Origin of the sequence: Caballeronia sp. AZ10_KS36 (assembly GCF_023631105.1) — a bacterium.
In the GTDB taxonomy this organism is placed as follows: domain Bacteria; phylum Pseudomonadota; class Gammaproteobacteria; order Burkholderiales; family Burkholderiaceae; genus Caballeronia.
The window spans coordinates 24,233-48,199 of sequence record NZ_JALQDQ010000036.1; the positions used below are offsets into that span (position 1 = coordinate 24,233).

Consider the following 23,967-nt stretch of genomic DNA (forward strand, 5'->3'; position numbering starts at 1 on the left):
AAACGTTCATAAGAAAGCCGCGAGAGATGTTGATCCCCTGTGCCCCATCGCGACGCCCTTGCCTCGCCGCAGCGTCGGTGCCTTTGCTTGCCGGAACCGTCCTGGCCGCGGCATTGAGCGCATGGACCTCGCCCGTCGATGCCGCGTCCGCGGCATCGTTGGCGGGCGCTTCCGCACAGGCCAACGGCGGCGCGAGCGATGATCTCGCGTCGCTGCCGCTCGAATCGCTGATGAACCTGACCGTGAGCGGCGCCACGCGCATCGAGCAGTCCGCGTCGAGCGCGCCTGCCGCCGTGATGGTCCTGACCGCGACCGACATCCGCGATTACGGCTGGCGCACGCTCGCCGACGCGCTTGCAACGCTGCCGGGGCTCTATGTCAGTTCGGACCGCATGTATTCGTATCTCGGTGCGCGCGGCTTCCAGCGTCCGGGCGACTACAACAGCCGCTTTCTGCTGCTGATCGACGGCATGCGCATGAACGATGCCGTCTATGGCCAGGCACCGGTCGGGCTGGATTTTCCGGTGGACATGGATCTTGTCGAGCGCATCGAGTACATACCCGGTCCGGGATCGGCCGTATACGGCTCGAATGCGTTGTTCGGCGTCGTCAACGTCATCACGAAGAAGGGCAGCGCAATCGGCGGCGCGCAAGTCGCGGGCGCGGTCGGCAGCTTCGGCGAGAAGGAAGCGCGCGGCACATACGGCTGGCACGGCGCGAACGGCGCCGATCTCGTGCTGTCCGCCACGGCCTACGAACGCCACGGGCAAGACCTCTACTATCCGGAGTTCGATACGCCGGACCAGAACCACGGCGTCGCGCAGAGCCTCGACGGCGAGCGCAACCAGACGGTGTTCGCCAAGTTCGGCATGGGCGGCTTTCGCATCAGCGCGGGCTACGGCAACCGGACGAAAGACGTGCCGGGCGCGCCGTATGACGCCGTGTTCAACGCGCCGTTCAGCGTGAGCGACACGCATTCCTTCGCCGATGCCACGTACACGCAGACCGTGCGCGACGACATCGCGATCGACTACGAACTCTATGCGGGCCGCTACGACTACTCGACCCGCGCGTTACAGCCGCCAGCGCCCGGAACCGCCAACGTCGACGGCGATCATGCGGCCTGGTATGGCGGCGACGTCCACGCGACCGTGCGCACCGTGCCGCGCAATCGCATCATGGTGGGCGTCGACTACACGATGAACGCGGCGCGCGATCAATGGAATTACAACGTCGCGCCGTACGCCAAACTGCTCGACGATCATCGCATGAGCCAGCGCGCGGGCTTCTATATCGACGATGAAATCAAACTCGCCGAACCGCTCACGCTCGATATCGGCGGGCGCTTCGACACCGAGACGCACGTGGGCGGCAACTTCAGCCCGCGCATTGCGCTGATCTGGCAGCCGACCGCGAGCGACACGCTCAAGCTGATCTATGGCGGCGCCTATCGCGCGCCCAACGCGTACGAGATGTACTACGCGTTTCCCGGCGATGGCGGCCAGCTTGCGAATCCGTTGCTGAAGTCCGAACATATCGACACGCAGGAGATCGTCTACGAACGCGCGCTCGGCACTCTGGGGCGCGCGACTGTCACGCTCTTTCGCTATAGGCTGCGCGATCTGATCACGGAGTCGGTCGATCCCGACACGGGCCTCTACGTCTTTCGCAACGTCGATCGCGCGCAGGCACGCGGGGCGGAACTCGCGTGGCAGCAGCAGTTCGCCTCGGGCGTGCGCGCCCGCGCGAGCTACTCGTATCAGTTCTCGCGCGATTCCATCAGCGGTGGCGCATTGCAGAATTCGCCGCGCCACATGGGCAAGCTCAACGTGAGCGCACCGTTGTTCGCGAAGTGGGCGCGCGTGGGCGCGGAAGCGCAGTGCATCTCGTCGCGGCTCGCACAAGCCGGTTCGGCCGGCGGCTACTGCGTGGCGAACGTGTCCGTTCATAGCCGCAAGCTCGTGCCTCGCGCGGACCTGTCCTTGTCCGTCTATAACGTGTTCGATCGCCGCTATGCCGATCCCGCCGGTCCGGGCTTCGTGCAGAGCGTGATTGCGCAGCAGAGCCGCACGTTGCTCGCCAAAATGGTCTACGGGTTCTGATGATGTGGATGCGTCGCTGCATAGCGTTGTCTCTCTGCACGGCCGGATCGGTCGCGGCATGGCACGCGCACGCGCAGGCGGACATGCGTAAGCTCGAAAGCGCGTACATCTTCAACTTCACGCAGTTCACGCAATGGCCCGCGGACCGCATGCACAACGGCGAGCTGCGCGTCTGCGCGAGCGCGCGCAGTTCGATGCGCGAGGCGCTCGCCGCGCTCGAGGGGCGCACGGTCGGCGCGCGCGTGTGGCGTTTCATCGCGCTCGCGGAAAAGCGCCTGGCCGATTGCGACGTGCTCGTCCTCGACGACGGCGACAACACGAACGCGGCGATCCGCGATGCGCTCGCATCCGACGATGCGCTGCTCGTCGTCGCGGGCGTGGGCGCGACTCCGCCGGGCGAGCCGGTCGTCGTGCTGATCGCGCAGGACGATCACCTGCGGTTCGACATCAACAATACCGAGGCGCTGCGCCGCAAGCTCGTGCTCAGTTCCAAACTGCTGCGGCTTGCAAGGAGGCTCAAGTGACCGCCATCAAAATGCGCAGTGGCAACACGAGCCGCCTCACCGTCCGCGCGAATCTGGTGAGCGTGGGGATCGCGCTCGTGGTCGCGAGCGTCGTGCTGCTGCTGTATCAGGCCGTGGCCTTTCGCAGCGCGCTTTACGACGATGCGTCCTTGCAGGCGTCGGTGATTGCGGAGAACGTGAGCGCGTCGCTCATGTTCGACGACGAAGCGTCGATGCAGGACGTCTTGCGCTCGCTCGGCCGCGTGCCTTATGTCGAATCTCTCAGTGTCTACAAGAGCGACGGGCGGCTCTACACACGCTATGCGCGCCCGGGCGTCACCCGAGACGAACAGGAGGAAGGCACGCTGCAGTCGACGGAGCATCGTCCCGCGCTTTCGCTCGGCGACGCTTTCGTGCGCGCGCCCATCGAACACAACGGCCACGTGCTGGGACATGTGGTGCTCGTCGCGACGAGCGACCTCGTGCACCGGCACCTCGCGCAATACGCGTGCTTTCTCGGCGTTGCCTGTCTCGGCGCGATGTGGATCTCGTCGCTCGTGATGAACCGGATGCGGCGGCGCGTGAGCGAAGCTGAGCGCGAACTCGAGCGTCTCGCCCGCACCGATCCGCTCACGAATCTGCCGAACCGTCGCACGTTTTATGAAATGCTGGAAGAGCGCCTTGCAAGCGCGAAGGACCCGAGCCGTTATTTCGGCATCGTGTTGATCGACCTCGACGACTTCAAGACAGTGAACGACACGCTCGGTCACGGCGCGGGCGATGAACTGCTGCAACACGTCGCGCGCGTGCTGTGCGACACGGTAGGAGGCCGCGCTATCGTGAGCCGCATGGGCGGCGACGAGTTCGCGGTGACCCTCGCGACCTCCTGGAAGCGCACGGCGGTCGCGGAACTGGCGCGCGAGATCGGCACGGCGTTGTGCCGCCCGGCGACCTTCTTCGGCCGCGAGATCAACGTGACGGCGAGCGTGGGGTATGCGAGCTTTCCCGATGCGGGCGACGACAGCGGCAGTCTTATCACCAGCGCGGATATTGCGTTGTACGAAGCAAAGGCGCTTGGTAAGAATACGGTGGTCGGCTTCTCGCCGGAGATGATGCACGCCGCGCAGCGGCGCGCGTATCTCGAAGCGGAGTTGCGCAAGGCCGTCGACAGCGATGCGCTCGAACTCGTGTTTCAGCCGCAGTTCGATTGCCGCAGCGGCACGCTCGTCGGCGCCGAGGCGCTGGCTCGGTGGACGCACAAGAAAGAGGGCGCGGTGTCGCCGGGCGAATTCATACCGATTGCGGAGAACAGCGACCTGATCGTGCTGCTCGGGCGCTCGGTGCTGCAGCGCGCGTGCGTAGCAGCCGCGACGTGGAATGCCGCGTGGCCTGCTGTTGCCGTGCGCGTGGCGGTGAACGTGTCGGCGCGTCAGTTGCGGCATCCGGCCTTCGTCGGCGACGTGATGGCGGCGCTTGCCGCGAGCGGCCTGACGCCGGCACTGCTCGAACTGGAGTTGACGGAGAGCCATCTGATTGCGAACCGCGAGACGGGCATTGCCGTAATGAATCGTCTTCGCGCAGCGGGCGTGCTGCTGTCGATCGACGACTTCGGCACGGGCTATTCGTCGCTTTCTTATCTGCATGCGTTTCCGGTGAACGCACTCAAGATCGACCGGTCGTTCATCGAGCGGCTACCCGAAGACGGTCAGCCGATCGTGACCGCGATTCTTTCGATGGCGCATAGCTTCGGGCTGGACGCGGTGGCCGAAGGAGTGGAGGACCCGAAGCAACTTGAGTGGCTCGTCGATGCGGGTTGCGATGTGGTGCAGGGTTTCCTGACGGGGCGGCCCATGCCGTTGCAGCAGTTTCGGGAGCTCGTGGCGAAGGAGGGCGAGGGGCGTGCTCGGGGCGATTCGCTTGTATGCGTGCCCGATGCACGGAGCGCCGGAATTGTCGTTGGCTGATTGTTGGAAACCCGCATTGGCGCCGAAACAATACGATGTTTTGCTTCAGACTGCGAACGACATTGGGACTGACCCTGAACTCGTAACCTGTCGACAGTCACGGGTGAACCGACAAATTTTTTTGGATAGCTTACATTCAGGACAAGCGCTGGCGTTATGCTAATGCGTCACTGCTCGTTTGCTGTCACCTCTCGTTGATACCGTCCGTCCTGCGTCAGCTTTCGTCCCCGAAAGTCAGAAGTGAAACGTCGCTATTCCACTTGCTCATCTTATGAAATGAAGTTGGCGCGCGGAGGTTTTGGCTATGGTCCATGTAGTCATTCTGAGCCTTGCGAGATTAACCGAAGACACCGACGGGGATTGCGCCATTCCCTTTCGATTGAGCGATGAGAGCGGATCAATCGTAGATCAAGGGCTTCTCACCTCGAAGCGGACCAAACGCATTACGCTAACTAAAGAGTCTCGCGGTGCGATCCCGGGTTCGTCTGCCTTGACGTACCTTTCGCTCGAACTGATCAGACGAGACGGCAGCAGCTTTTCATGTCGAATCCCTCTCATTGGTCAGTTCGCCACACACACGATACGGCTCCCGCCCGATGATCTTCCGTGCTGGCTACAGTGGGCGACGGGCGAGGTCGATTTGTCAGAACGTGCGAGGGCGCGCTTCATTGACACCCGTGCACGCGACATTTGGGGACGGCTCTGGACGCGGCGATTGAGTAGATGGCGCCCGGGCAGCCTGAAGATCGAGCATGAGAAGCGAAATGCGTACGCGGCGCAGTTTGAACTGACGATAACCGAACCAGCGGTCCTGGAAATCGGTGGTCCAGAGCTTCGTTCAATGTTCATAGCACTTCCCCAAGGACGGAACAAAGTACTGCTCAAGGCAAACAGCGAATGTACCGCCTGTGAGGAGCCACTGCGAATCGCCGTGAATCGATGTTCGTCTCCCTCGACGAATGTCCTACTGACTCTTCTTTCTTTAAGCCAGAGCACATATTCGGCCGATGTGGCAAGGGAACTCTCGAACAACTTCGACTGGGCCGCGATCGGACAGGACACGCTAACCGGATGTGCGTTGGGCTACGCCGCGTTAAGACTCAGTGCGTTGGATCTCTTCTCCCAGGCGGACGCGGAATGTCTTTTCGAAATGGCGCGCGGTTCCTCTGACGCGGCCATTCTCCTGGCGACGCGAGCCATTGCGGAAGGCACAACTGATCTTCCGAAGGTGATTCGATTGCTGGACGTCGGCCTCGGGCGCGGCTTACCTGTGCTTGCCCAGTCACTGATCGCGGCCAATGTCGCTCTCGATCGATTGCGGAGAAGTGCGAGTTCCGTCAATGATAAGAAGCTGCAAACGCTGACGGAGAAAGGAAGAATGTATGCGCAGGCCCGAGCCAACTTAGGCCCATTCGTGAGCTTTTATGGACGCGCGCCGGACGCGCCTCTGCGGTCTAGAGACGCTGCACGGAAGGCACAGCGACGATGGACGGGTGTAACCGCTGCGGCGGCTGACGCGATCGCAACCCTTAGACCAATGCCGCGGGCAACATTGGTTCGTAGCGAGGAAGCTGCGATTGCGCCGTACTGCACCGAGGTCGATACGTTATAGAGACGAATACGAGAAGAAGAAAAGCTAGACGTCGCCCATTGTTTTTTTCAGTGATAATGTTACGCACGTATTAGCACTTGGGCGCTTTTCAAAGGCCTTTCACAAGCACTTAATAGTCCTATAAAAATAAGATAAGAACTTCACCGGATGCGCATGCGGACCGGTGCGATCTAGATCGAAATAATCTCTGCTTGTTGCTCTTCTTGAAGTGTGGCTTGCCGCACGTACACAGACTTCCGTTAATCCGAATGTAGCACTCTCCCGCAAATAATGAGCTGGGCGACAATCGGTTCACCGCATCAGCCGAAGGCTTCTTGGCTCGTTTGACAGTGACGGATGTCAATCGGCCCAGTGATACCGTGAGAAGGCTATCGCAGGACATACCGTAAGGAATCTGCTGATGAACACACCTATTCTTGGTCTTGACCCAGTGCCGCCCAGGAGGGTGGATGACGCATTTTCTGCAAGCGATTTCTGGAAGTTGATCGTTGATAACGTGTGGCTCGTATCCAGCATAGTTATCCTCGTTACGGGTGCAGCAACGCTCTATGCGTTTATTGCCACGCCTGTCTATTCTTCGGACGCACTCGTCAAGGTTGAGTTTCCCAACCCTAACGCCCTGGGCGTCAATGCGCAGACGCAGCCGCAAACAGTTCCTTCCACGCTTCCGACTGACGCTGAAATGCAGATCATCCAGAGCCGTGCAGTGCTCTTGCCGGTGATCAAACAATACAATCAGAACGTCGTCGTCAAGCCTCATGAAGTGCCGTTGTTAGGCCGCATTTCCGAGTTGTTTGCGACAACAGGCGAGCCGTCCGCGCCGATTCTCGGCCTGAATTCGTTTGCATGGGGCGGCGAAGTCGTTAAGGTCGCGAAGCTGGAAGTGCCCGCGCGTCTCGAGAACTTGACCCTGAGCTTGCGAGCCCTGCCACAAGGCGCGTTCGAGCTGACCGATCCGAGCGGTAATTCGATTCTTCACGGTAATGTCGGCCACACCGCAACCGCTGACGGCACGACCATCCTGATCGACAGCCTCGTTGCCAGGGCAGGCACCGAGTTCAAGGTTGTGCGGTACAGCGACTATCAGGCCATGACTCGATTCCTGAAAAATTTGAAAGTCATGGAATCGATGAAGGACTCGGGCGTCGTTCAAATCGTCTACGAAAACGAGGACCCGAACCTCGCGCAGCAGATTACGAACGCAATCGCTCAGAACTACATTGCGGCTCACGTCAATCAGCACCGCCAGGAAGCGAGTGTGACGCGCGATTTCATCATCGGCGAACTGCCGCGTCTGGAGCAGGAACTGCAACGCGCAGAAAGCGAATTGACTCGATACCGCACGTCTGCGAGTTCGATGACGCCGGGCACCGAAGCGTCATCCTATCTTCAGGGCAGCATCGACATCGAGCGGCAGATCGCGGCGCTGCAAATGCAGCGTACGCAGACGGCGAGCCGGTTCGCTCCCAATACGCGGGAAGTACGCACTATCGACGAACAGCTTGCTACCTTGAACGCTCAGAAGCAGGCGTTCGACCAGCGTTTCGTGCGGCTGCCCGCTTCGGAACGCAAGCTGATGGATCTGACGCGCGACGCGAAAGTCGCTGAAGATATTTACGTCGCCATGCGGGAAAAGGCGAGTGCATTGGCCGTGACGCGCGCAGGAACGATTGGCAACGTGCATCTTGTCGACTCCGCCATTTATCCGACGGACCCGGCCAAGCCCAAGCGCCCCCTTATCATCGCTGGCGGCGCGGCTGCGGGGATGATTATCGGATTATTGTTTGTTTTCTTCCGTGATCAACTGTCGCGCAACGTTAAAACGCCAGAGGCAATCGAGCGCCGTCTGAGTTTGCCCGTGTTCGGAGAAGTCAGTTTCAGCCCGATTCAGGCGCGGCTCGATCGCAGGTCGAAGCCGTCGCTTCTGGCCAGCAAGAGCCGCGCTCTTTCATTGACCGACGATTCATCCGCGCGCGTATCCAGCGAAGAATCGGCCTCCGAGGCGCGACTGGAGGGTACTCAGCTGCTCTCGGCGCACGGTGACAAGGACATGGCCGTGGACGCGCTGCGCGCGGTTCATGCGTCGCTCATGCATGACATCGCACCGGCGCAAAACAACGTGCTGGCTATTGTCGGAGCCGCACCGGGCACCGGCAAGACTTTCGTGGCCTCGAATCTCGCCGTGCTGCATGCGCAATCTGGCAAGAGCGTGTTGCTTATCGACGGCGACATGAGACGCGGCCGCATCGCATCGATGTTCGGGCGCAGAAACATCGACGGACTCTCGGAAGTGCTGGCAGGCAAGGTGCACGTCGATCACGCGGTCGGTCAGACGGACATACCGGGTCTGTCGCTGATGACGGCGGGGCGCTCGCCAGCCAATCCGTCAAAGATGCTCTCGACCCCGCGTTTGCCGATGATTCTGGAGCATGTGCGTGAGCGCTTCGATCTCGTCATCATCGATACGCCCGCAGTCCTCGCCGTCAGCGATGCGAATTTCATCGCGGCCAACGCGGGATCGTCGGTCATCGTCGTGCGTCCGGGGCTGCAAAGCGAGGACGAGCTCGAAGACGCCATCAAGCGACTGGACTCGACCGGTGCGCGAATCGCAGGGGTGATTTTCAACGCAGTTCCGAAGCGCCGTAGCGAAAGACGTACGTACGCTTACGCCAGCGCTTACATGTCGCACTCCACTGCGGAGTAGCGCAAGCATGCGCCTTTCGCGATGGACATTAGATTCCCTGAAGCCTGCGCGTCGAAAGCGGCGTTTCATTGCGATGGTCCGCGCCACGTTGGTATTGGCCGCGCCGTTTGCAGCCTTGATCGACGCCGGCCCCGTGCGTGCTCAGGATGCGTTGCAGTTGATGAGCGCGCCAGGTTCACTGATCATCGAAGCCGCGGGCGACAAACGAATCAAGTTCAAAGTTGCACCCGCGAGCGCGTTCGACGGCGAAGCCAGCGCAACGCTTTATCGCTACGACGATAACGGTGAGGTCTCGCAGTCACCGCTGAAGGACTATCGGATGTCGCGCACCAAGGCTTCCGGCGGCCAGCAGATATCGGTGAATGTCTCTTTACCGGGCGCAGGACTCTATGTGCTCGACATGAAACTCATGTCGAGGAGCGGTGATGAGGTCGCTTCGCAGAAGGTAAGTCTCGCGGTTCTCGCAGCCGGACAGGGCAGCTTCAGCGAAGCAGGCGTGCAGACTCACTTCGCGCATAAGAAGGGCGTGCCGTCGATTGTTTTGCCGCTCGTCAAGCGAGCGGGCTTCACGTGGATCCGCGATGAAGTGTATTGGAGCGCGATCGAAAAGACGCCCGGACAATTTCTATTGCCACGCAATGACAACGACTATGGTGGATATGTCCGCCAGGCAGTTCGCATGAATCTGAAGCCGCTCATCGAGCTCGACTTCGGGAATAAGCAGGCGTATCCGAATCTGTTTAAGGGACCACAAGGCTTCCCTCAGACGCAGGAGGAACGCGAGCTCTTTCTGCGTTATGTCGATAAGGTCGTCGGATTCTACAAAGGCTATGTCAAGACGTGGGAAGTATGGAACGAGCCGAACTTCGCAAGCATGGGAGGCTACGACGCTTACCTTGCTTTGCTCAAGCCCGTCTATACCCTCGTCAAGAAGCACAGTCCCGACGCCACGGTGCTTTCCTGCGGAGGTGGCGGAGCGGGCGGCGGCCCGGGCGGCGACTGCATTGCGGCGATTGCGAAGGCAGATGCGCTCGGCTATCAGGACGGCTTCAGCATTCATCCGTACATGTCTCCGTACGATCCCGACCACGGGTATAGCGCGAAAGGCTCTCCGCTTTCTCAGGTCAACGTGCCGAACGTATGGCAGCATCTGCAACGCATGACGCAATCTCATCCGAAACCGGGTGTCGGGCCGCTCGGGGTGTACGTCACGGAGATCGGATGGCCATCGAGTCCTGAGGATGCCGGCTTGTCGGAGCGCAAACAGGCTGCGGCAGCGGCGCGCACTTTCCTGCTGTCACGGCGCTTCAACACGATGAAAACCGTCATGTGGTATGACTTTGTCGACGACGGAGTGAATCCACGCGACAAGGAAGCCAATTTCGGTCTCTTGCGATTGGATTTGTCGCCTAAGCCGGCGTATGTCGCCGTCGCCACGGTTTTCCGGACGGTGGGAAATCGGATGTGGAAGCGCTCGTTCGTCGATAACGAGACGACCAAGGTCTATCAATACTGCGAAAGGGACGAAGGCGACTGTGTTATCGCGGGTTGGAGACGCGACGCCGATGACGGTCCGGTCAATACGCCGGTGCCCATTCCGCCCGGCAAATATACACAGATAGACTGGCAAGGCGGGACCTCGACCATCGAGGTCAACGACAGCTTCGAATGGAAACTTGGCGTACTGCCGAAGTACCTTGTGCCCGCCAGGAAATACTGACGATCACTGCGGCGCAGTCACGGAGCGCTTCGATTCTTCCCGAACCGAAGCGCTCCTTGCATGGCCGATCAAACGGGATTGGCTTTAACGAAATTCTTGAAAGTGTTATAAGCCGGCGTCTTCGTGACCCCGTCGTTCTTGATAAGTCCGAAGCGGTCGTCGATGACGGCATACATCATCACGGACTGAAGGTTGTACTTGTCCTTCACCGACTTGTACTCGGCCAGCGCCTTGTTGACATATGCAACCTGCTGATCCGGCGTGTCCGTCTGACCGTGCCAACCCCATTCGGTCAACCAGATCGGTACGCCGAACGCATCTTTCAGGGACTGGAGCACGTCGAAGCACTGATTGTTGATCCATCCACAGACCACGTCGCCCGAGCTTTCATACCAGTGGTAGCACGTGAAATCCCAGCGGATAGTCGCGGCGCCCGAGACACCGTTAGCAGAGCCGTCCGGAGTAATGCCGTTCCATAGCATCTGCAGTGCGCGGAAAGCGAGAGGAATACCGACACCCACGCCGACTTTGATGGTCGGGTCGATTGCGCGGACACCATCGACCATGCCGCGAATGACGCCACGGAACGAACCCCACGCCTTGGGATCCCAATTGCTCGTCAGATTGCCGTTACCGTTGGAACGCGCATTGACGTCCAGTTCGTTGCCGCATTCGATGTACTTGACCAAACCCTTGAGCACCTTCGTCACGCTCGTGGCAAGGTTGTAGCCGAGCGTATAGGCGGCCGACTCGCTCAGGGAGACGTTCCAACCGATCGAGGGCGGATTGAGCACGGGCAGAATGGACACGCCGCTATTCTTGAACGGTCCATTCAGCGCATTCGCGAGATATTGGGCCATAGCGGCCGTGCATACATCCGCACGATAGTTGGTCACGCCCAGGTCTTTGAGGATAGCGAGCTGCGAGGCGGCCGACATGGTGTTGTAGATGCTGCCCGACCCCCATGCCATATGGCCGTTGATGCCATAGAACAGAGAATTGTTGGCGACAGCATTGGTCGTCGTTCCACGCGGGTCAGCCGAACCGATGTTCGTCCAGGGACTGCCGCTCTTGAACCAGATGCCGGATGAGTTCTTCGCGTAGATGGTGCCGTTGAAATACAGAATGACGACCAATGCGACAGATGATCCGGTAGTCACGCTGGAGCCGTTACGCGTGACGTGTCCGCTGACGAGGGTCCAGACATTGCCTGAATTGTCCGTGATGGACGAAGCCGGCGGAATGACGGTTCCGCTTGCCGATGCGGCCTTCGAGACACCGGTTGCAACGTTTGCGACGCTGCCCGACGAACCATCGCCTGCGCTCCCGCCCCCGCACGCGGCCAGGGCCGCACTGCCGGCACTCGCCATGAGAAGAGACAGAAAGCTTCGACGCGAGATGAAGTCGTTTTTACCATCGATTCCGACAGGTAAAACATGCTTAACTTGGGCTGAGAATTTATTCGACACAGTAATAATTTCGTTTTATAGCAAGGTGTGCGCAGTATATGTCTGATAAGTCTCCTCCGATGTTTCTGAATGTAACGGTATCGGAAAAAAGAGAATCCAAGTTTTCTTACTATCATAAGTAGAAAATTGCACCCGAGGACGCCAAGGATACGGAATAACTGACCAGGCGTGTTGGGCGGCAAAGAGTCGAGGCGGTAAAAGGATCGGTTTGTGATCCTTAATATTGGCCGCAGATTTTCTATTAGGTATTTTTTACTCTGCAGTACTTCGTGGCCTTGATTTTTTGACCCGCCGCTCCTGGGGCGCTCATTAAACTAATAGGAGGACTGAGTCGCCGGTGGCGCACCGCAGCGTGGACAACGGATCTTGCCGCGTCGGCTGATTGAGACTAGGGTCCTGCAGAGTCGCGGCTGCCTGCACGACAGCGTTTGGGGAATCGACAGCGCGCTCCGGGCGGTTGCCTTATCTCTTGCGAACGGACGTTCATTTTTGGCAGCGGCGTCGCAGGCAGTCGGTCAAAGCGACGAAAGTATGGCTATGGCGTCACGGGATGGACGTGGCCATATCTTTGTTGCGTCGTTGGCGGAGCATGACGTGGCATCGCATCGAAGACGACTCCGGCGATATTGGCACGTACCCGATCGAGTCGTCTCACCGCCTCCTGCATATTGCCCGCAGCGTGACTGTCGGGTTGCTCGACCAGCAAGGTGCAAGCACCGAGCGGCGCAATCAGGCAGGCGTCATTAGCCGACAGCACCTCGGGCGTGTCGATGATAACGAGGTCGTAGTAGGACGTGAGCTCGCGCATCAGACGCGAGAGGCGCCCAATGGAGAGTGACAGGTTCAGGTGCGGCAGCAGATTGCCAACGGGCATCACATCGAGGTTCCTGAAACCTTCAACACGATGAATGACATGTTGAACTCTGATATTGCTGTCGAGAACCTGCGAAAGTCCTAGCGAATCGGATAGCCCGAACGAATCAGAGATCGCACCTCGACGAAAATCGGCGTCCACAAGCAGTACGCGGTTGCCCGCCTTCGCATTCATGGACGCGAGCTGGGCCGCCAACACCGTTTTTCCGGGGTTAGACCTTGAACTCGTGACGATCATTACATTGCGCTTCCAACGCGTATAAGGCAGCCTGAGCCGTTCGCGGCGTCTGAGCTGGAAGTGTTCCAGCGGAAAGAGCTTAAAGCTGGCTGCCGGAAAGGAACTGCGCTTCGCGCGATATGCCGCAAATCTCGGCCAATAGAGAACGAGGTAGCCGATCACCACGAATGATGTCACGGTAGTGATGCTGACCGTCGAGGTGATGAGCAAGAGAAGCAGCATGAGAAACCCGTCGCTAGCGGTGAAGGCAATGAACCCAAGCAGGAGCAGCGCGCTGAACAGCCCCATCTCTGCAAAGCTCGCAGGCAGGCCCGCGAACGGCACTCCAGACGAGATCTCATATTCGACCAGACGGAATGAAGGCATATACATGTACCGCGAGCGCACGTCGTCGGCAGTGACACCTCGCAATATGTCCTCCAGCGACGCATCGAACATGAATGGATAACCACCGAGTCGGTGCGAGAATGTGGTCGACCCATAAAACGTATGACTACCGAGATAAATGCCCACTAGGCCAACAACGCAAATGAATCCGGCGAGCATGACAAGCGGATGCACCATCCGAAGTCTGTGCCGTAACGGATAGAGTCCCAAAAATATGAACAATATGAACGAGGACTTCGAGAAGCACAGGAACAGCCCGAGGCAGTACATGGCAACGATCTTCTTGTTGACCTTCTCGATCAAAAGATGAGCGATGAGCGAAGCCACGAGCAAAGAGGAGAAGAAGCCCGCTTCTCGCGAGAATCCTGAGGCTCTTGCAAAAAACAGAAACTCGTAGAAGTTGGAATAGGCGCGCGTTGCATATTCGCCCCATATCATCCGTGAGAGGGCGGCGGGGCCGAGCGTTTCGGCAAGCCCTCGGTCGACGTAATAGGCCGCGAATTGCACGACTGCGAACGCGACGTTGATCGCCATCCAATGGTGCAGATAGCAGATGCGGGCGCCTATGGTGTACATCATGTAGCCGATGCACACTGCAATGGAGACGACTCGCAGCGCGACGCTCGGCGAGCCTATCGCGCTGACTGCCGCACCTATTGCCAGCGGACCGCTCCAGCTACGGACAGTGGCAGAAAGGAAGCGCAGGAACTTGATGTCGAGAAAAGGAATGAAAAGATAGAAGTAAATCGTGAAGCCATTGACCCGCGGGTTGAAGATAATGCAGGTGAAAAACATGTAGAAGAGGATTGATACGGTCTTCGAGTACATGAGGTCCTCATTATCCCAGCGTCCGAGTCGGCGCAAGAGGCCGGGTCGCGAACAAGATTGAGTGCTGCCGGATCGTCAGGCGAAAAGCACAGCAAGCTCTTTGTAGTCGGCTTTCCTCAGTACCCCTGCGCTTGGACTTGCGCGCCGCATGCCGAATTTAGGACTCTATACCGCCGTTTTCCTCATAACCCGAACTTCAGAGAGCATACGTGCGGAAACAGACATGGTTACTCATGCTATTAAAAGATGAATTGCACGTCGGTGACCCTCATTGCTCCAGCACGGCCTGCGGCGTATTGCGAAAGCTGATTGCCATGCGGTTATAGGTATTCATCAAACTGATGGCGATGGTCAGATCGACGAGTTCGCGCTCATCGAACACGGCGCGGGCAGCCTCATACGACGCGTCGGGCACGCCGGTCTGCGCCACCAGCGTGACCGATTCCGCCCACGCGAGTGCTGCGCGCTCGCGGTCGTCGAAGAGATGGCCCGCTTCTCTCCATGCCTGCACGAGCGCGAGCTTTTCGATTTTCACGCCTTTCTTCAGCAGGTCGCGTGTGTGCATGTCGAGGCAATAGGCGCAGTTGTTGATCTGCGAGACGCGCAAGTAGACCAGATCGACCAGAACCGGCGACAGATCGCTCTGCATCACGTAGCCATAGACGCCGCCAAGGGCCTTGACGCCCACGGGCGCAATCTGAACATAGTCGAGACGCTTGCTCATGAGGTGACTCCTGAAGGTGATGGATTACTTGAGGGGACTGGTCAGCGTTCTGTCGTCGCTGTCGGCGATGAAAACCGCGAGCAGCTTCGCGGGCTGCGTTTCGCTCGCATTGCGACTTATGCGGTGAACGGAGCCGGGCTCCTCGAAGAAGCTCTCGCCGGCATGGTAGACGCGCTTCGGACCGTCATCGACTTGCGACTCGATGTCGCCCGATACGACGTACGCATAGATGAAAGCCGAGCCCGCATGTCTGTGCGCCGAGGACGCCGCGCCGGGCGCGTAATCGACGACGACCGCGGTCAACGACTTGCCCGCAACGTTCGGAATGGCGTGCTGGAAGTTCGGTGTGACGGTCTCGGCCGCGCCATGTGCCGAGGCGGATGCGGCAATGCCCAACGCCACGGCTGCACAGGCGGCTCGCTTGATGAATCGAATGTTCATGGTGTCTGGCTCCTTTGTGCTTTGCATTGTCGTGTCGCGCAGGGACACGCAAAAGCACCAGGAATGAACATTCTCAATGCACCAAGACGGCGGTGCGCGCCACCTCCCTCGCTGCCTGGTCAGTGGTGTCCGCGAACCACTTCGAGCAGGCGCGAGCAGTTGCCCGCCAGGGTTCTTTCATCGAGATTGGTCACGCCGAGCAGCAGCCCCTGCTGCTTCGGATCGGTCGTGTACCAGGGCGAGAGAGGGACCGGGGCCAGCCCGAACATTCGCGCGCGCGAGGCGATCTCGATATCCGATACGGCGGGTTGCGTGAGCGCGGCCACGACGGTCATGCCCGCGGAACCCTGCAATTCGATCGACTCCGAGCCCAGTTCGTGCAGACAACGAAGCAGCGCCTGTTGCCGGCCCGCATAAAGACGCTTCATACGCCGCAGATGGCGAAGAAAGTGTCCGTCGTGCATGAACTCGGTGACGGCGTGCTGCACGGATGCAGCCGGAGCGGGCGAAAGGCACGCCGCGACATCGCCGAAGCCGCGTGCCAGCGCCTGCGGGACAACGAGATAACCGAGGCGCAGTGCCGGGCTGATGGTCTTGCTGAAGGTCCCGATGTGAAGCACGCGTCCGTCCCGGTCGAGCGAGGCCAGCGCCGGTGCAGCGCGTCCTCTCAATTGCAGCTCGCCGAGATAATCGTCTTCCACGATCCAGGCATCGCGGTGCCTGGCCCAGTCGATCAGAGCGAGCCGTCGAGCGAGCGACATCGTCATTCCGAGCGGCGCCTGCTGACCCGGCGTCACCACTGCCAGCGCGGCTGTGGGCGCGATCCGCATGCCTGCGTCGACATCGAGCCCCTCGGTGTCCACCGGCACGCCTGCCACCGTCATGCCGGCGAGGCCGAGCGCCGTGCGCGTGAGCGGAAAGCCGGGCTCTTCCATCCAGGCTTGTTCACCTTCTATGCGCAGGCCGCGAATCGCGAGGTTCAGAGCGCCCGCGAAACCCGCGGTGACGAAGACCTGCGATGGACTGCATAGCAGCCCGCGAGACACCGCAAGATACGACGCGATTTCCTGTCGTAGTTCGGGATCGCCGCGAGGGTCCGGATAGCCGACAGGAGCCGCTGCCGCGCGGCGGGCGGCGCGTGCCTGAATCCGTGACCACAGTTTGAACGGAAACGCGTCCTGCGAGGGCACGCCCATCTGAAACGCCAGCGGCGCCGTGCTGAAATCGTTGAACAGCTCCGGAAGCGGCGGCGACTCGGGCGACCATCCGGCCGTCGCGGGCGAGGGCCTTGCCACGACCCGCGTGCCGGCCGCACCCAGTCCGACCGCGAACTGCTCGTCGATCAGGCGCTCGTAGGCGGTACGAACGGTGCCCCGCGATACGCCCAACTGCGCGGCCAGATCCGACCACGAGGGCAGCCGCGCGCCGGCGGCAAGCTGGCCCGACTCGATCGCATGGCGGATCGAGCCATAGATTTGCGCCGACAGCGGGAGGCCTCCGGCACGATCGAGTCCAATCGAAAGTGTTGCCATAGACGCGATAGTACAGTGGCTTTTACCGATCTTGGGCCTGTTCCCTGACCCATGCGAAGCGTAACTTCCCGGTTGTAGCGCCGCGTGTCATTCGGCGCGCGATGACTGTCCGATTCACAAAACCCGTTCGAGTAACCGATGAAGCAAGATACAGCCGCAGCGACTCAAGCCATCCCCCATGTCGCTATTCCCGACAGCCAGCTCGCGCGTGAGGCAGCCGAACTCATCCGCGACATCGAGAGCGAACTGTTGTTCAATCACTCGACGCGGGTCTATCTATGGGGGGCGTTATTGGGCAAACGAAACGGCATCGAGTACGACCCGGAGTTACTCTACGTTGCCGCCATGTTTCACGATATCGGTCTGACGCCGGCGTATGGCAAAAGCGAATTGCGCTTCGAAGTGGACGGCGCCAACGCCGCACGCGATTTCTTGCGCAGCCACCGTGTCGACGAGGCGGACGTGGCGAAGGTGTGGACCGCGGTGGCGCTTCACACGACGCCGGGCATTCCCGAACACATGCATGGCGAGATTGCGCTGGTGCAAGCCGGAGCGGGGATGGACGTAGCGGGGCGCGGCTTCGATGCGTTCTCGGAAGCGCAGCGCGCGGCGGTGGTCGCGGCTTATCCGCGCGGCGCCGACTTCGCCGCCAGAATGATCGATGCCTTCTACGACGGCATGAAGCATCGCCCGGGCACCACGTTCGGCACGTTCAACGACGATTTCCTGGCGCACAAGGACCCGAGCTTCGAGCGCGTGAACCTGTGCAACATCATTCTCAATTCGAAGTGGGGCTGACGTCGTCGACGCGCGAAGCGACTCACCAGGGAAGCGTTTCCCCGCGATAATTGTAATAACGCAAGCCCGGCTTGCCCGAGAACGCTTCGATCTGGTTCACGATTCCCGGAATGCTTTCCTCGACGCCGAGCGTCGCATCCGCCCCGCCCATCTCGGTTCGCACCCACCCCGGATCGACTAGCGCAAGAGACCATGAAGCGTCCGCGTGACGCGCAGCGAACGAGCGCATGAGCGTGTTCAAGGCCGCCTTACTGGCTCGATAGACTTCCCATCCCCCGCTTTCGTTGAGTGCCACGCTGCCGAGGCTCGACGACATGATCGCGATCGTACCGTTCGCCTTCACCTTTTCACATAGCCGTTCGACGATGCGAATGGGACTCAACGCGTTCGTCACCATGAGGCGCGTGAAGTCCTCGGTCGACACCTCGCTGGCTCCATCTTCAGGCCCGAGCGCGACACCCGCATTGACATAGAGAACGTCGAACTCGTGTTCAGCGAAACGTGACGCGAGGCTATCGATATCCTCGGTTCTGGTGACATCCATCTGCTCGATGCGCAAACGCTGTCCGAATTCTTGCGCGTGGCGATGCAGCGGCGTCTTGTCACCGCGCACGGTGGCGACCACGTTCCACCCTCGCGCGAGCCACTCCTCAGCTAGCGCCAAACCTAATCCACGCGATGCGCCTACGATCAAGACTGTATTCGTGTCCGTCATGTGATACCTCCGATGATTGAGCATGGGTCAATGGCAAGTTCCCTGGTGAGTGAGTGTGCAAGCGACGCGTCGCGTGCTCGCTCTCAACCCTCGGTGGAGAGTTTGCGGGAAGTGCTGCATCGGGGGTAGCCGATCGGAGGTAATTGCACATATGCCAAAGGGTAATGAGTGGCCCTGCCTCATCACCGAACCGGCGCGTGCATCGAATGCGAGGGCAATCGGCCCCTTACTTTGGAGACCCAAATGAACAAGAGGCTGTGGAAGGTTATCAGGCGTCCTGTCGACAAAAGTGGCTATCCAGGAGATCGATAACGCGCCATACCGAGCAAGGCCTTCGCACGTGCCCGTCGAAACCGGCCTGTTTCAACGTCGCGACAGAATCCAACGGATAGACGTTGCTCATCGCAAGGATCAGCAATCGGGCCGTCTGGTCGTCCTGGCGCAGTCTGCGCACGAACGCATAACGCGAATCCGCATCCAGCCGGGTATCCAGCAAGAGCGCATGGGGGCGCCAACTCGCGATCTGGCGCTGTAGCGTGGCGATGTTCGTGGCGTAAAGGACCTGGTACTTCTTGAGCGTCAGGAGCAAGGCGAGCGATGCACCAATAGCTTCATCGCGATGGCCGATGAGAACACGGCAATTGGCCGTTGTCCCCTTGGCCCCAACGTTCGTCGTCCAAAACGCGCACTCCTGTTCGTCGTCCAACGGTACGCGACGTGTCATAGCGCCTCCTGGCCGCCCGCTTGCTCCAACCGCAGTTGCGATTCGTGCCCCAGTTTCCGTGCCGGCACCACACGTTAGAGATCTGGCTAAAGCAACAGTTGTATTCCCCGTTTCACATCAATACAAGCAGTTTCGAGACGATCGCGGTGTAAGCGCCACGGAACGGCGGTCGGGCGGCCGAACTTCATGGCTCACGAAGCGGGCAAGACGAGGGCTCGCGGGCGCGAGCACGCAGTCGGCTTCATTCTGTCTCGCAGTCTCCCCTCCGTTAAACTCCGTCCGATCGGTCGTTCAGGACATCCGTTCAGTCATGCTTTAAGCGAGACCGAGACCCGACGGCTGCCCTACAATAGCTGTGCCGTTTCGCTGGTCCTACAATAGGTACTTCAGTACACAATTCGGCATCGCTCGTGGATAACACAGCCGCGCATTAGACGAGGAGAGGCGCAGTGTCAAAGCCAAAGTCGACGCTCCAGCGAGCGACGGGTTCCCCCATTGCGGTCAAGAGCGACTTGCAGTTTCCGGTGGTAGGTATCGGCGCGTCGGCCGGCGGCGTCGAAGCCTTGCAGACCTTCTTCGAGAATGCGCCAAGCAGTATGGACATGGCGTTCGTCGTCGTGGTGCATCTGGCGGCAGAACATGCGAGTCACGTCGACGAGATCCTGCAGCGCACCACCGGCATGCCGGTGCGGCAGGTGACTTCCACGCTGCCGCTCGAAAAAAACCATGTGTACGTGATCGCGCCCGGCAAGCGGCTGGAAATGTCGGATGGCTGCCTGAGAGCCACCGACCGCGATGCATCCGAGAGCCCGCCGTTTACCATCGACCATTTTTTCCGCACGCTTGCCGATGCACACGAGCAGCATGCGATCGGTATCGTGCTGTCCGGCGCGGGATCGGATGGCGCGGCGGGTCTCATCCGCATCAAGGAAGCGGGCGGGATCACGATGGCGCAGACGCCCAGCGATGCCGAGTACGCGGAGATGCCGCAGCACGCCATTGCGACGAGCCACGTCGACATCGTGCTGCCCGCCTCCGAAATGCCGCAGCGGTTGATCGAACTATCGGCGAATGCCCAGCGCATTCAACTGGAAAGCCTCGAAGTCGCAGAACCGGCGAACGACCGCACGCGTCGGCTGGCCAACGACCCGGAGCGCGCGCTGTCCGACATACTGATGCACCTGCGCGTGCGCACGGGGCACGACTTCCGGCTGTACAAGCGCGCCACCGTGCTGCGGCGTATCGAACGGCGCATGCAGGTCAACGGACAGCGCGATCTGATGGGTTATCGCGACTTCCTGCGCGCGACGCCCGACGAAGCGAACGCCTTGCTCGGCGACATGCTAATCGGCGTGACGCAGTTTTTCCGCGACCGCGGCGCGTTCGACTATCTCGAACGCGAGGTCATTTCTACGCTTTTCACCGAAGAGCCGGGCGAGGGCCAGGTGCGCGTCTGGGTGGCCGGTTGCGCCTCCGGCGAGGAAGCCTATTCCATCTCGCTGCAACTGGCGCAGGCGCGCGACGCGGCGGCCTCGGCCCGCTCGATTCAGGTGTTCGCCACCGACATCGACGAAGCGGCGATTTCGCGCGCGCGCGCCGGCTCGTATCCGCTCGCGATTGCGAACGACGTGCCGCCCGCGCTATTGCAACGGTATTTCGTGCGCCAGTCCGCACACTACGTCATCGCCAAGTCGGTGCGCGAGCGCATCCTGTTCGCCTCGCACAGCCTGCTGCGCGATCCGCCGTTCTCGCACCTCGATCTGATCTCCTGCCGCAACGTGCTGATCTACCTCGAACGCGCGGTGCAGCGGCAGATTCTCGAGCTATTCCACTTTGCGCTGCGGCCGAACGGCTACCTGTTTCTCGGCACCGCCGAATCGGCCGATGCCGCCGACGACCTGTTCGTCGTCGTGGACAAGAAATGGCGCATCTACCGGGCGCGCACGGTCGCGCATCGCGCGAAGCCTCCGGTCGGATTTCCGCCGCTGTCGCAGCACGAAACGGCCAGCGCCGACGAACGAAGCGTGCCTACCGCGCCGCGGCGCGCGCCGGCCAGTCCGGCGCAGCGCAGCTTCTCGTTCACGGAGCTGCATCAGCGCGCGCTGGAAACGTATGCGCCCCCGAGCGTGATCATCGACCGGGACTCGAACGTCGTGCATCTGTCGGACAACGCGGGCCGTTTCCTGCGCCATCCGGGCGGCGAATTGTCGAGCAACATCATGTCGCTGGTGCTGCCGGACTTGCGTCTCGAACTTCGCACCGCGATTTTCCGTGCGCTGCAAACCGGCACGAGCGTCGAGGCGCGCCGCGTGAAGTGGGTACACGAGCCGCGCGCGTCGTGGATCAACATGACGGTGCGGCCGTTCCACGACAAGGTCGCGAATGCCGGGTTCCTGCTGATCGTGTTCGATGAAGTGTCGGCTCGCATGACCGACGAGGAACACGCCGACGCCGCCGGTCAGGACCCGGTGCTCGCGCAGCTAGAACAGGAACTACAGCAGAGCCGCGAGCAACTGGCGACGATCATCGAGCAGTATGAAACGTCGGTCGAGGAGCTGAGGGCGTCGAACGAAGAACTGCAGGCGATCAACGAAGAATTGCGCTCGACCAGCGAAGAACTCGAAAGCAGCAAGGAAGAACTCCAGTCGGTCAACGAAGAACTCACCACCGCGAACGCGGAATTGCAGGCACGCATCGAGGACACCGCGAAGGCCAACGACGACCTGCACAACATCATCGAATCGAGCGAGATCGCGACGGTGTTCGTCGACAAGGAGATTCGCATCAAGCGCTTCACGCCGAACGCGACGGCGATCTTCAATCTCATCGACAGCGACATTGGCCGCTCGCTCTTTCACATCACGCATTCGCTGCGCTACCCGACACTCGCCGACGACGTGCGGCAGTCGTTCCAGTCGTTGCGGCTGACCGAGCGCGAGATCCAGAGCGAGTCGGGCCGCTGGTATCTGATGCGCCTGTTGCCGTATCGCACGGCCGACGATCATATCGACGGCGCGGTGATCACGCTCATCGACATCACGGACCGGCACCACGCCGAAGAGGCGGCGCGCGCGAACGAGCAGAGGCTGCGTCTCGTCGCGCAGTCCACCAAGGACTACGCGATCATCATTCACGACCGCGACGGCTTGATCGTGAGCTGGAACGCGGGCGCCGAGAGAATCTTCGGGTACACGGAAGAAGAAGTGATCGGCCGGGACATCGAGCTGATCTATGAGACGAACGACCGGATGGCGTTCGTGCCCGCGCACGAGCGGGAAACCGCACTGCGGGAAGGCCGCGCCGACGACGAGCGCTGGCATCGCACGAAGGACGGCCGGCGCATCTATTGCAGCGGCGTGGTCACGCCGATATCGGACGCCTCGTTCAGCGGCTTCGGCAAGATCGTTCGCGATCTGACCGAGCGCAAGCAGCGCGAGGACGCGAGCCGCGAAGCGCTGGAGCAGGAGCAGCGGGCGCGCGAGCAGGCGTTGAGCGCCAATCAGGTGAAGGACGAGTTCATCGCGGTGCTGTCGCATGAACTGAAGCATCCGCTCAATCTGATAGGCGTGAAGTCGGAGATGCTGCCGCGCTTGCCGGAGGTCCGGCACATCGACGCCGTGCGCGAAGCGGCCGTTTCCATCAAGCAGGCGGTGCGCAGCCAGGCGCAGATCATCGACGATCTGCTCGACTGGTCGCGCATTCAAACGGGCAAGCTCACGCTCGAAGTGCAGCGGGTGGACCTGTCCGCTATCCTGCGCAGCATCGCGGATGCTTGCGAGGAAGACGCCGGCGCGCGCGGCATTTCGCTCGAAACGCATCTGGCCGAGGGACCTGCGATCGCGCTCGCCGATCCGGTCCGGTGCGAGCAGATCATCTGGAACCTCGTGTCGAACGCGCTGAAGTTCACCCATGCGGGCGGCCATGTGAAGCTGAATCTGTCGCACGAAGGCCGCATGCTGCGCATCGACGTCGCCGACGACGGGCAGGGGATCGACGCGTCGATGGTCGAGTATGTATTCGACATGTTCCGGCAGGGACCGCGCGATCGCATTCGCGGCGGTCTGGGCATCGGCCTCGCGCTCGTCAAGCAACTGGTCGAGAAGCATGGCGGCAGGGTCGCCGCGGCATCGGAAGGCCACGGCATGGGCACGACGATGTCGGTATGGCTCCCGGCGGCGGACACCCCGCCGCCGGTCAGCGTCATCACGCGAGACAATGCGAGTATCGTCGGGCTGCACATCCTGCTCGTCGAAGACGACGAAGATACCGGCGCATCGCTGACTACGCTGCTCGAACTCGAAGGCGCGGTGGTCGAAGCCGCGACGGACGCGGACACGGCATTGCAGATTCTCGGGGAGAAGCCAATCGACGCAGTCGTGTCGGACATCGACCTGCCTGGCATGAACGGTTACGAGCTGGTGCGCCGGATCCGCGCGAATCCGGGATGGGTTGCGCTGCGCTGCGTCGCGCTCAGTGGACACGACCGGCATGAAGACATTCAGGCCGCGCATGAAGCGGGCTACGATGTGCATCTGGCTAAACCGCTGGATTTCTCGCAACTGATGGATGCGCTGGGCGTTTTGACGCGCGATCAGGGAAGCCAGGCCACCGGCTAGGGCATCGGCGCGGGTGT

The 23,967-nt window shown here is 60.8% G+C and carries 15 protein-coding genes; 8 read left to right on the forward strand and 7 right to left on the reverse strand.

Annotated elements, in window-relative coordinates:
• The first annotated feature begins 113 nt into the window (after positions 1-113).
• The 6 genes from NCR35_RS22075 (at position 114) to NCR35_RS22100 (ending at position 10,605) form a co-directional block, all read left to right on the forward strand.
• Positions 114-2,102 (forward strand): TonB-dependent receptor plug domain-containing protein, encoded by a 1,989-nt coding sequence (locus NCR35_RS22075; protein WP_502801712.1) that lies wholly within the window; start codon positions 114-116, stop codon positions 2,100-2,102.
• 83 nt (positions 2,103-2,185) lie between these two features.
• Positions 2,186-2,626 (forward strand): YfiR family protein, encoded by a 441-nt coding sequence (locus NCR35_RS22080; protein ID WP_250536081.1) that lies wholly within the window; start codon positions 2,186-2,188, stop codon positions 2,624-2,626.
• Entirely contained in the window at positions 2,623-4,569 is a 1,947-nt protein-coding gene (locus NCR35_RS22085) for a putative bifunctional diguanylate cyclase/phosphodiesterase (RefSeq protein WP_250536082.1), read from the forward strand. Before NCR35_RS22080 ends, NCR35_RS22085 begins: the two co-directional genes overlap by 4 nt.
• Positions 4,570-4,873: 304 nt before the next feature.
• Positions 4,874-6,181, forward strand: a complete 1,308-nt coding sequence (locus NCR35_RS22090) for a hypothetical protein (RefSeq protein ID WP_250536083.1) — start codon at positions 4,874-4,876, stop codon at positions 6,179-6,181.
• 400 nt (positions 6,182-6,581) lie between these two features.
• The gene (locus NCR35_RS22095) at positions 6,582-8,885 is read left to right on the forward strand and encodes a polysaccharide biosynthesis tyrosine autokinase (RefSeq protein ID WP_250536084.1); all 2,304 of its coding nucleotides are present in this window, start codon (positions 6,582-6,584) and stop codon (positions 8,883-8,885) included.
• A 73-nt stretch (positions 8,886-8,958) separates the two neighbouring features.
• Positions 8,959-10,605 (forward strand): glycoside hydrolase 5 family protein, encoded by a 1,647-nt coding sequence (locus NCR35_RS22100; protein ID WP_250536085.1) that lies wholly within the window; start codon positions 8,959-8,961, stop codon positions 10,603-10,605.
• Positions 10,606-10,673: 68 nt separating this feature from the next.
• Here NCR35_RS22100 and NCR35_RS30035 read toward each other — a convergent pair whose 3' ends face one another.
• The 5 genes from NCR35_RS30035 to pdxR all read right to left on the reverse strand — a co-directional run bounded on the left by NCR35_RS30035 (position 10,674) and on the right by pdxR (position 17,097).
• The gene (locus NCR35_RS30035; protein WP_250536086.1) at positions 10,674-12,074 is read right to left on the reverse strand and encodes a glycosyl hydrolase; all 1,401 of its coding nucleotides are present in this window, start codon (positions 12,072-12,074) and stop codon (positions 10,674-10,676) included.
• A gap of 535 nt (positions 12,075-12,609) precedes the next feature.
• Positions 12,610-14,400, reverse strand: coding sequence for a tyrosine-protein kinase family protein (locus NCR35_RS22110; protein ID WP_250536087.1), 1,791 nt, complete (start codon positions 14,398-14,400; stop codon positions 12,610-12,612).
• 268 nt (positions 14,401-14,668) lie between these two features.
• Positions 14,669-15,124 (reverse strand): carboxymuconolactone decarboxylase family protein, encoded by a 456-nt coding sequence (locus tag NCR35_RS22115; protein WP_250536088.1) that lies wholly within the window; start codon positions 15,122-15,124, stop codon positions 14,669-14,671.
• Positions 15,125-15,148: 24 nt separating this feature from the next.
• A complete protein-coding gene (locus tag NCR35_RS22120) occupies positions 15,149-15,565 on the reverse strand; it encodes a cupin domain-containing protein (protein WP_250536089.1) in 417 nt (138 codons plus the stop codon).
• 119 nt (positions 15,566-15,684) lie between these two features.
• Entirely contained in the window at positions 15,685-17,097 is a 1,413-nt protein-coding gene (gene pdxR, locus NCR35_RS22125; RefSeq protein ID WP_250536090.1) for a MocR-like pyridoxine biosynthesis transcription factor PdxR, read from the reverse strand.
• 138 nt (positions 17,098-17,235) lie between these two features.
• Here pdxR and NCR35_RS22130 point away from each other — a divergent pair, with 138 nt between their 5' ends.
• Positions 17,236-17,895: an HD domain-containing protein gene (locus tag NCR35_RS22130; protein WP_250536091.1), complete on the forward strand. Its 660-nt coding sequence runs from the start codon at positions 17,236-17,238 to the stop codon at positions 17,893-17,895.
• 22 nt (positions 17,896-17,917) lie between these two features.
• Here the strand turns inward: NCR35_RS22130 and NCR35_RS22135 are convergent, their stop codons facing one another.
• On the reverse strand, positions 17,918-18,610 hold the full coding sequence (locus NCR35_RS22135; RefSeq protein WP_250536092.1) for an SDR family NAD(P)-dependent oxidoreductase: 693 nt from the start codon (positions 18,608-18,610) through the stop codon (positions 17,918-17,920).
• Between the two features lie 268 nt (positions 18,611-18,878).
• Positions 18,879-19,334 carry a response regulator gene (locus NCR35_RS22140; RefSeq protein ID WP_250536093.1) on the reverse strand — a complete coding sequence of 152 codons (456 nt, stop codon included), beginning with the start codon at positions 19,332-19,334 and terminating at the stop codon, positions 18,879-18,881.
• Positions 19,335-19,783: 449 nt separating this feature from the next.
• Here NCR35_RS22140 and NCR35_RS22145 point away from each other — a divergent pair, with 449 nt between their 5' ends.
• A complete protein-coding gene (locus NCR35_RS22145; RefSeq protein ID WP_250536094.1) occupies positions 19,784-23,950 on the forward strand; it encodes a CheR family methyltransferase in 4,167 nt (1,388 codons plus the stop codon).
• The last annotated feature ends 17 nt before the right edge of the window (positions 23,951-23,967 follow it).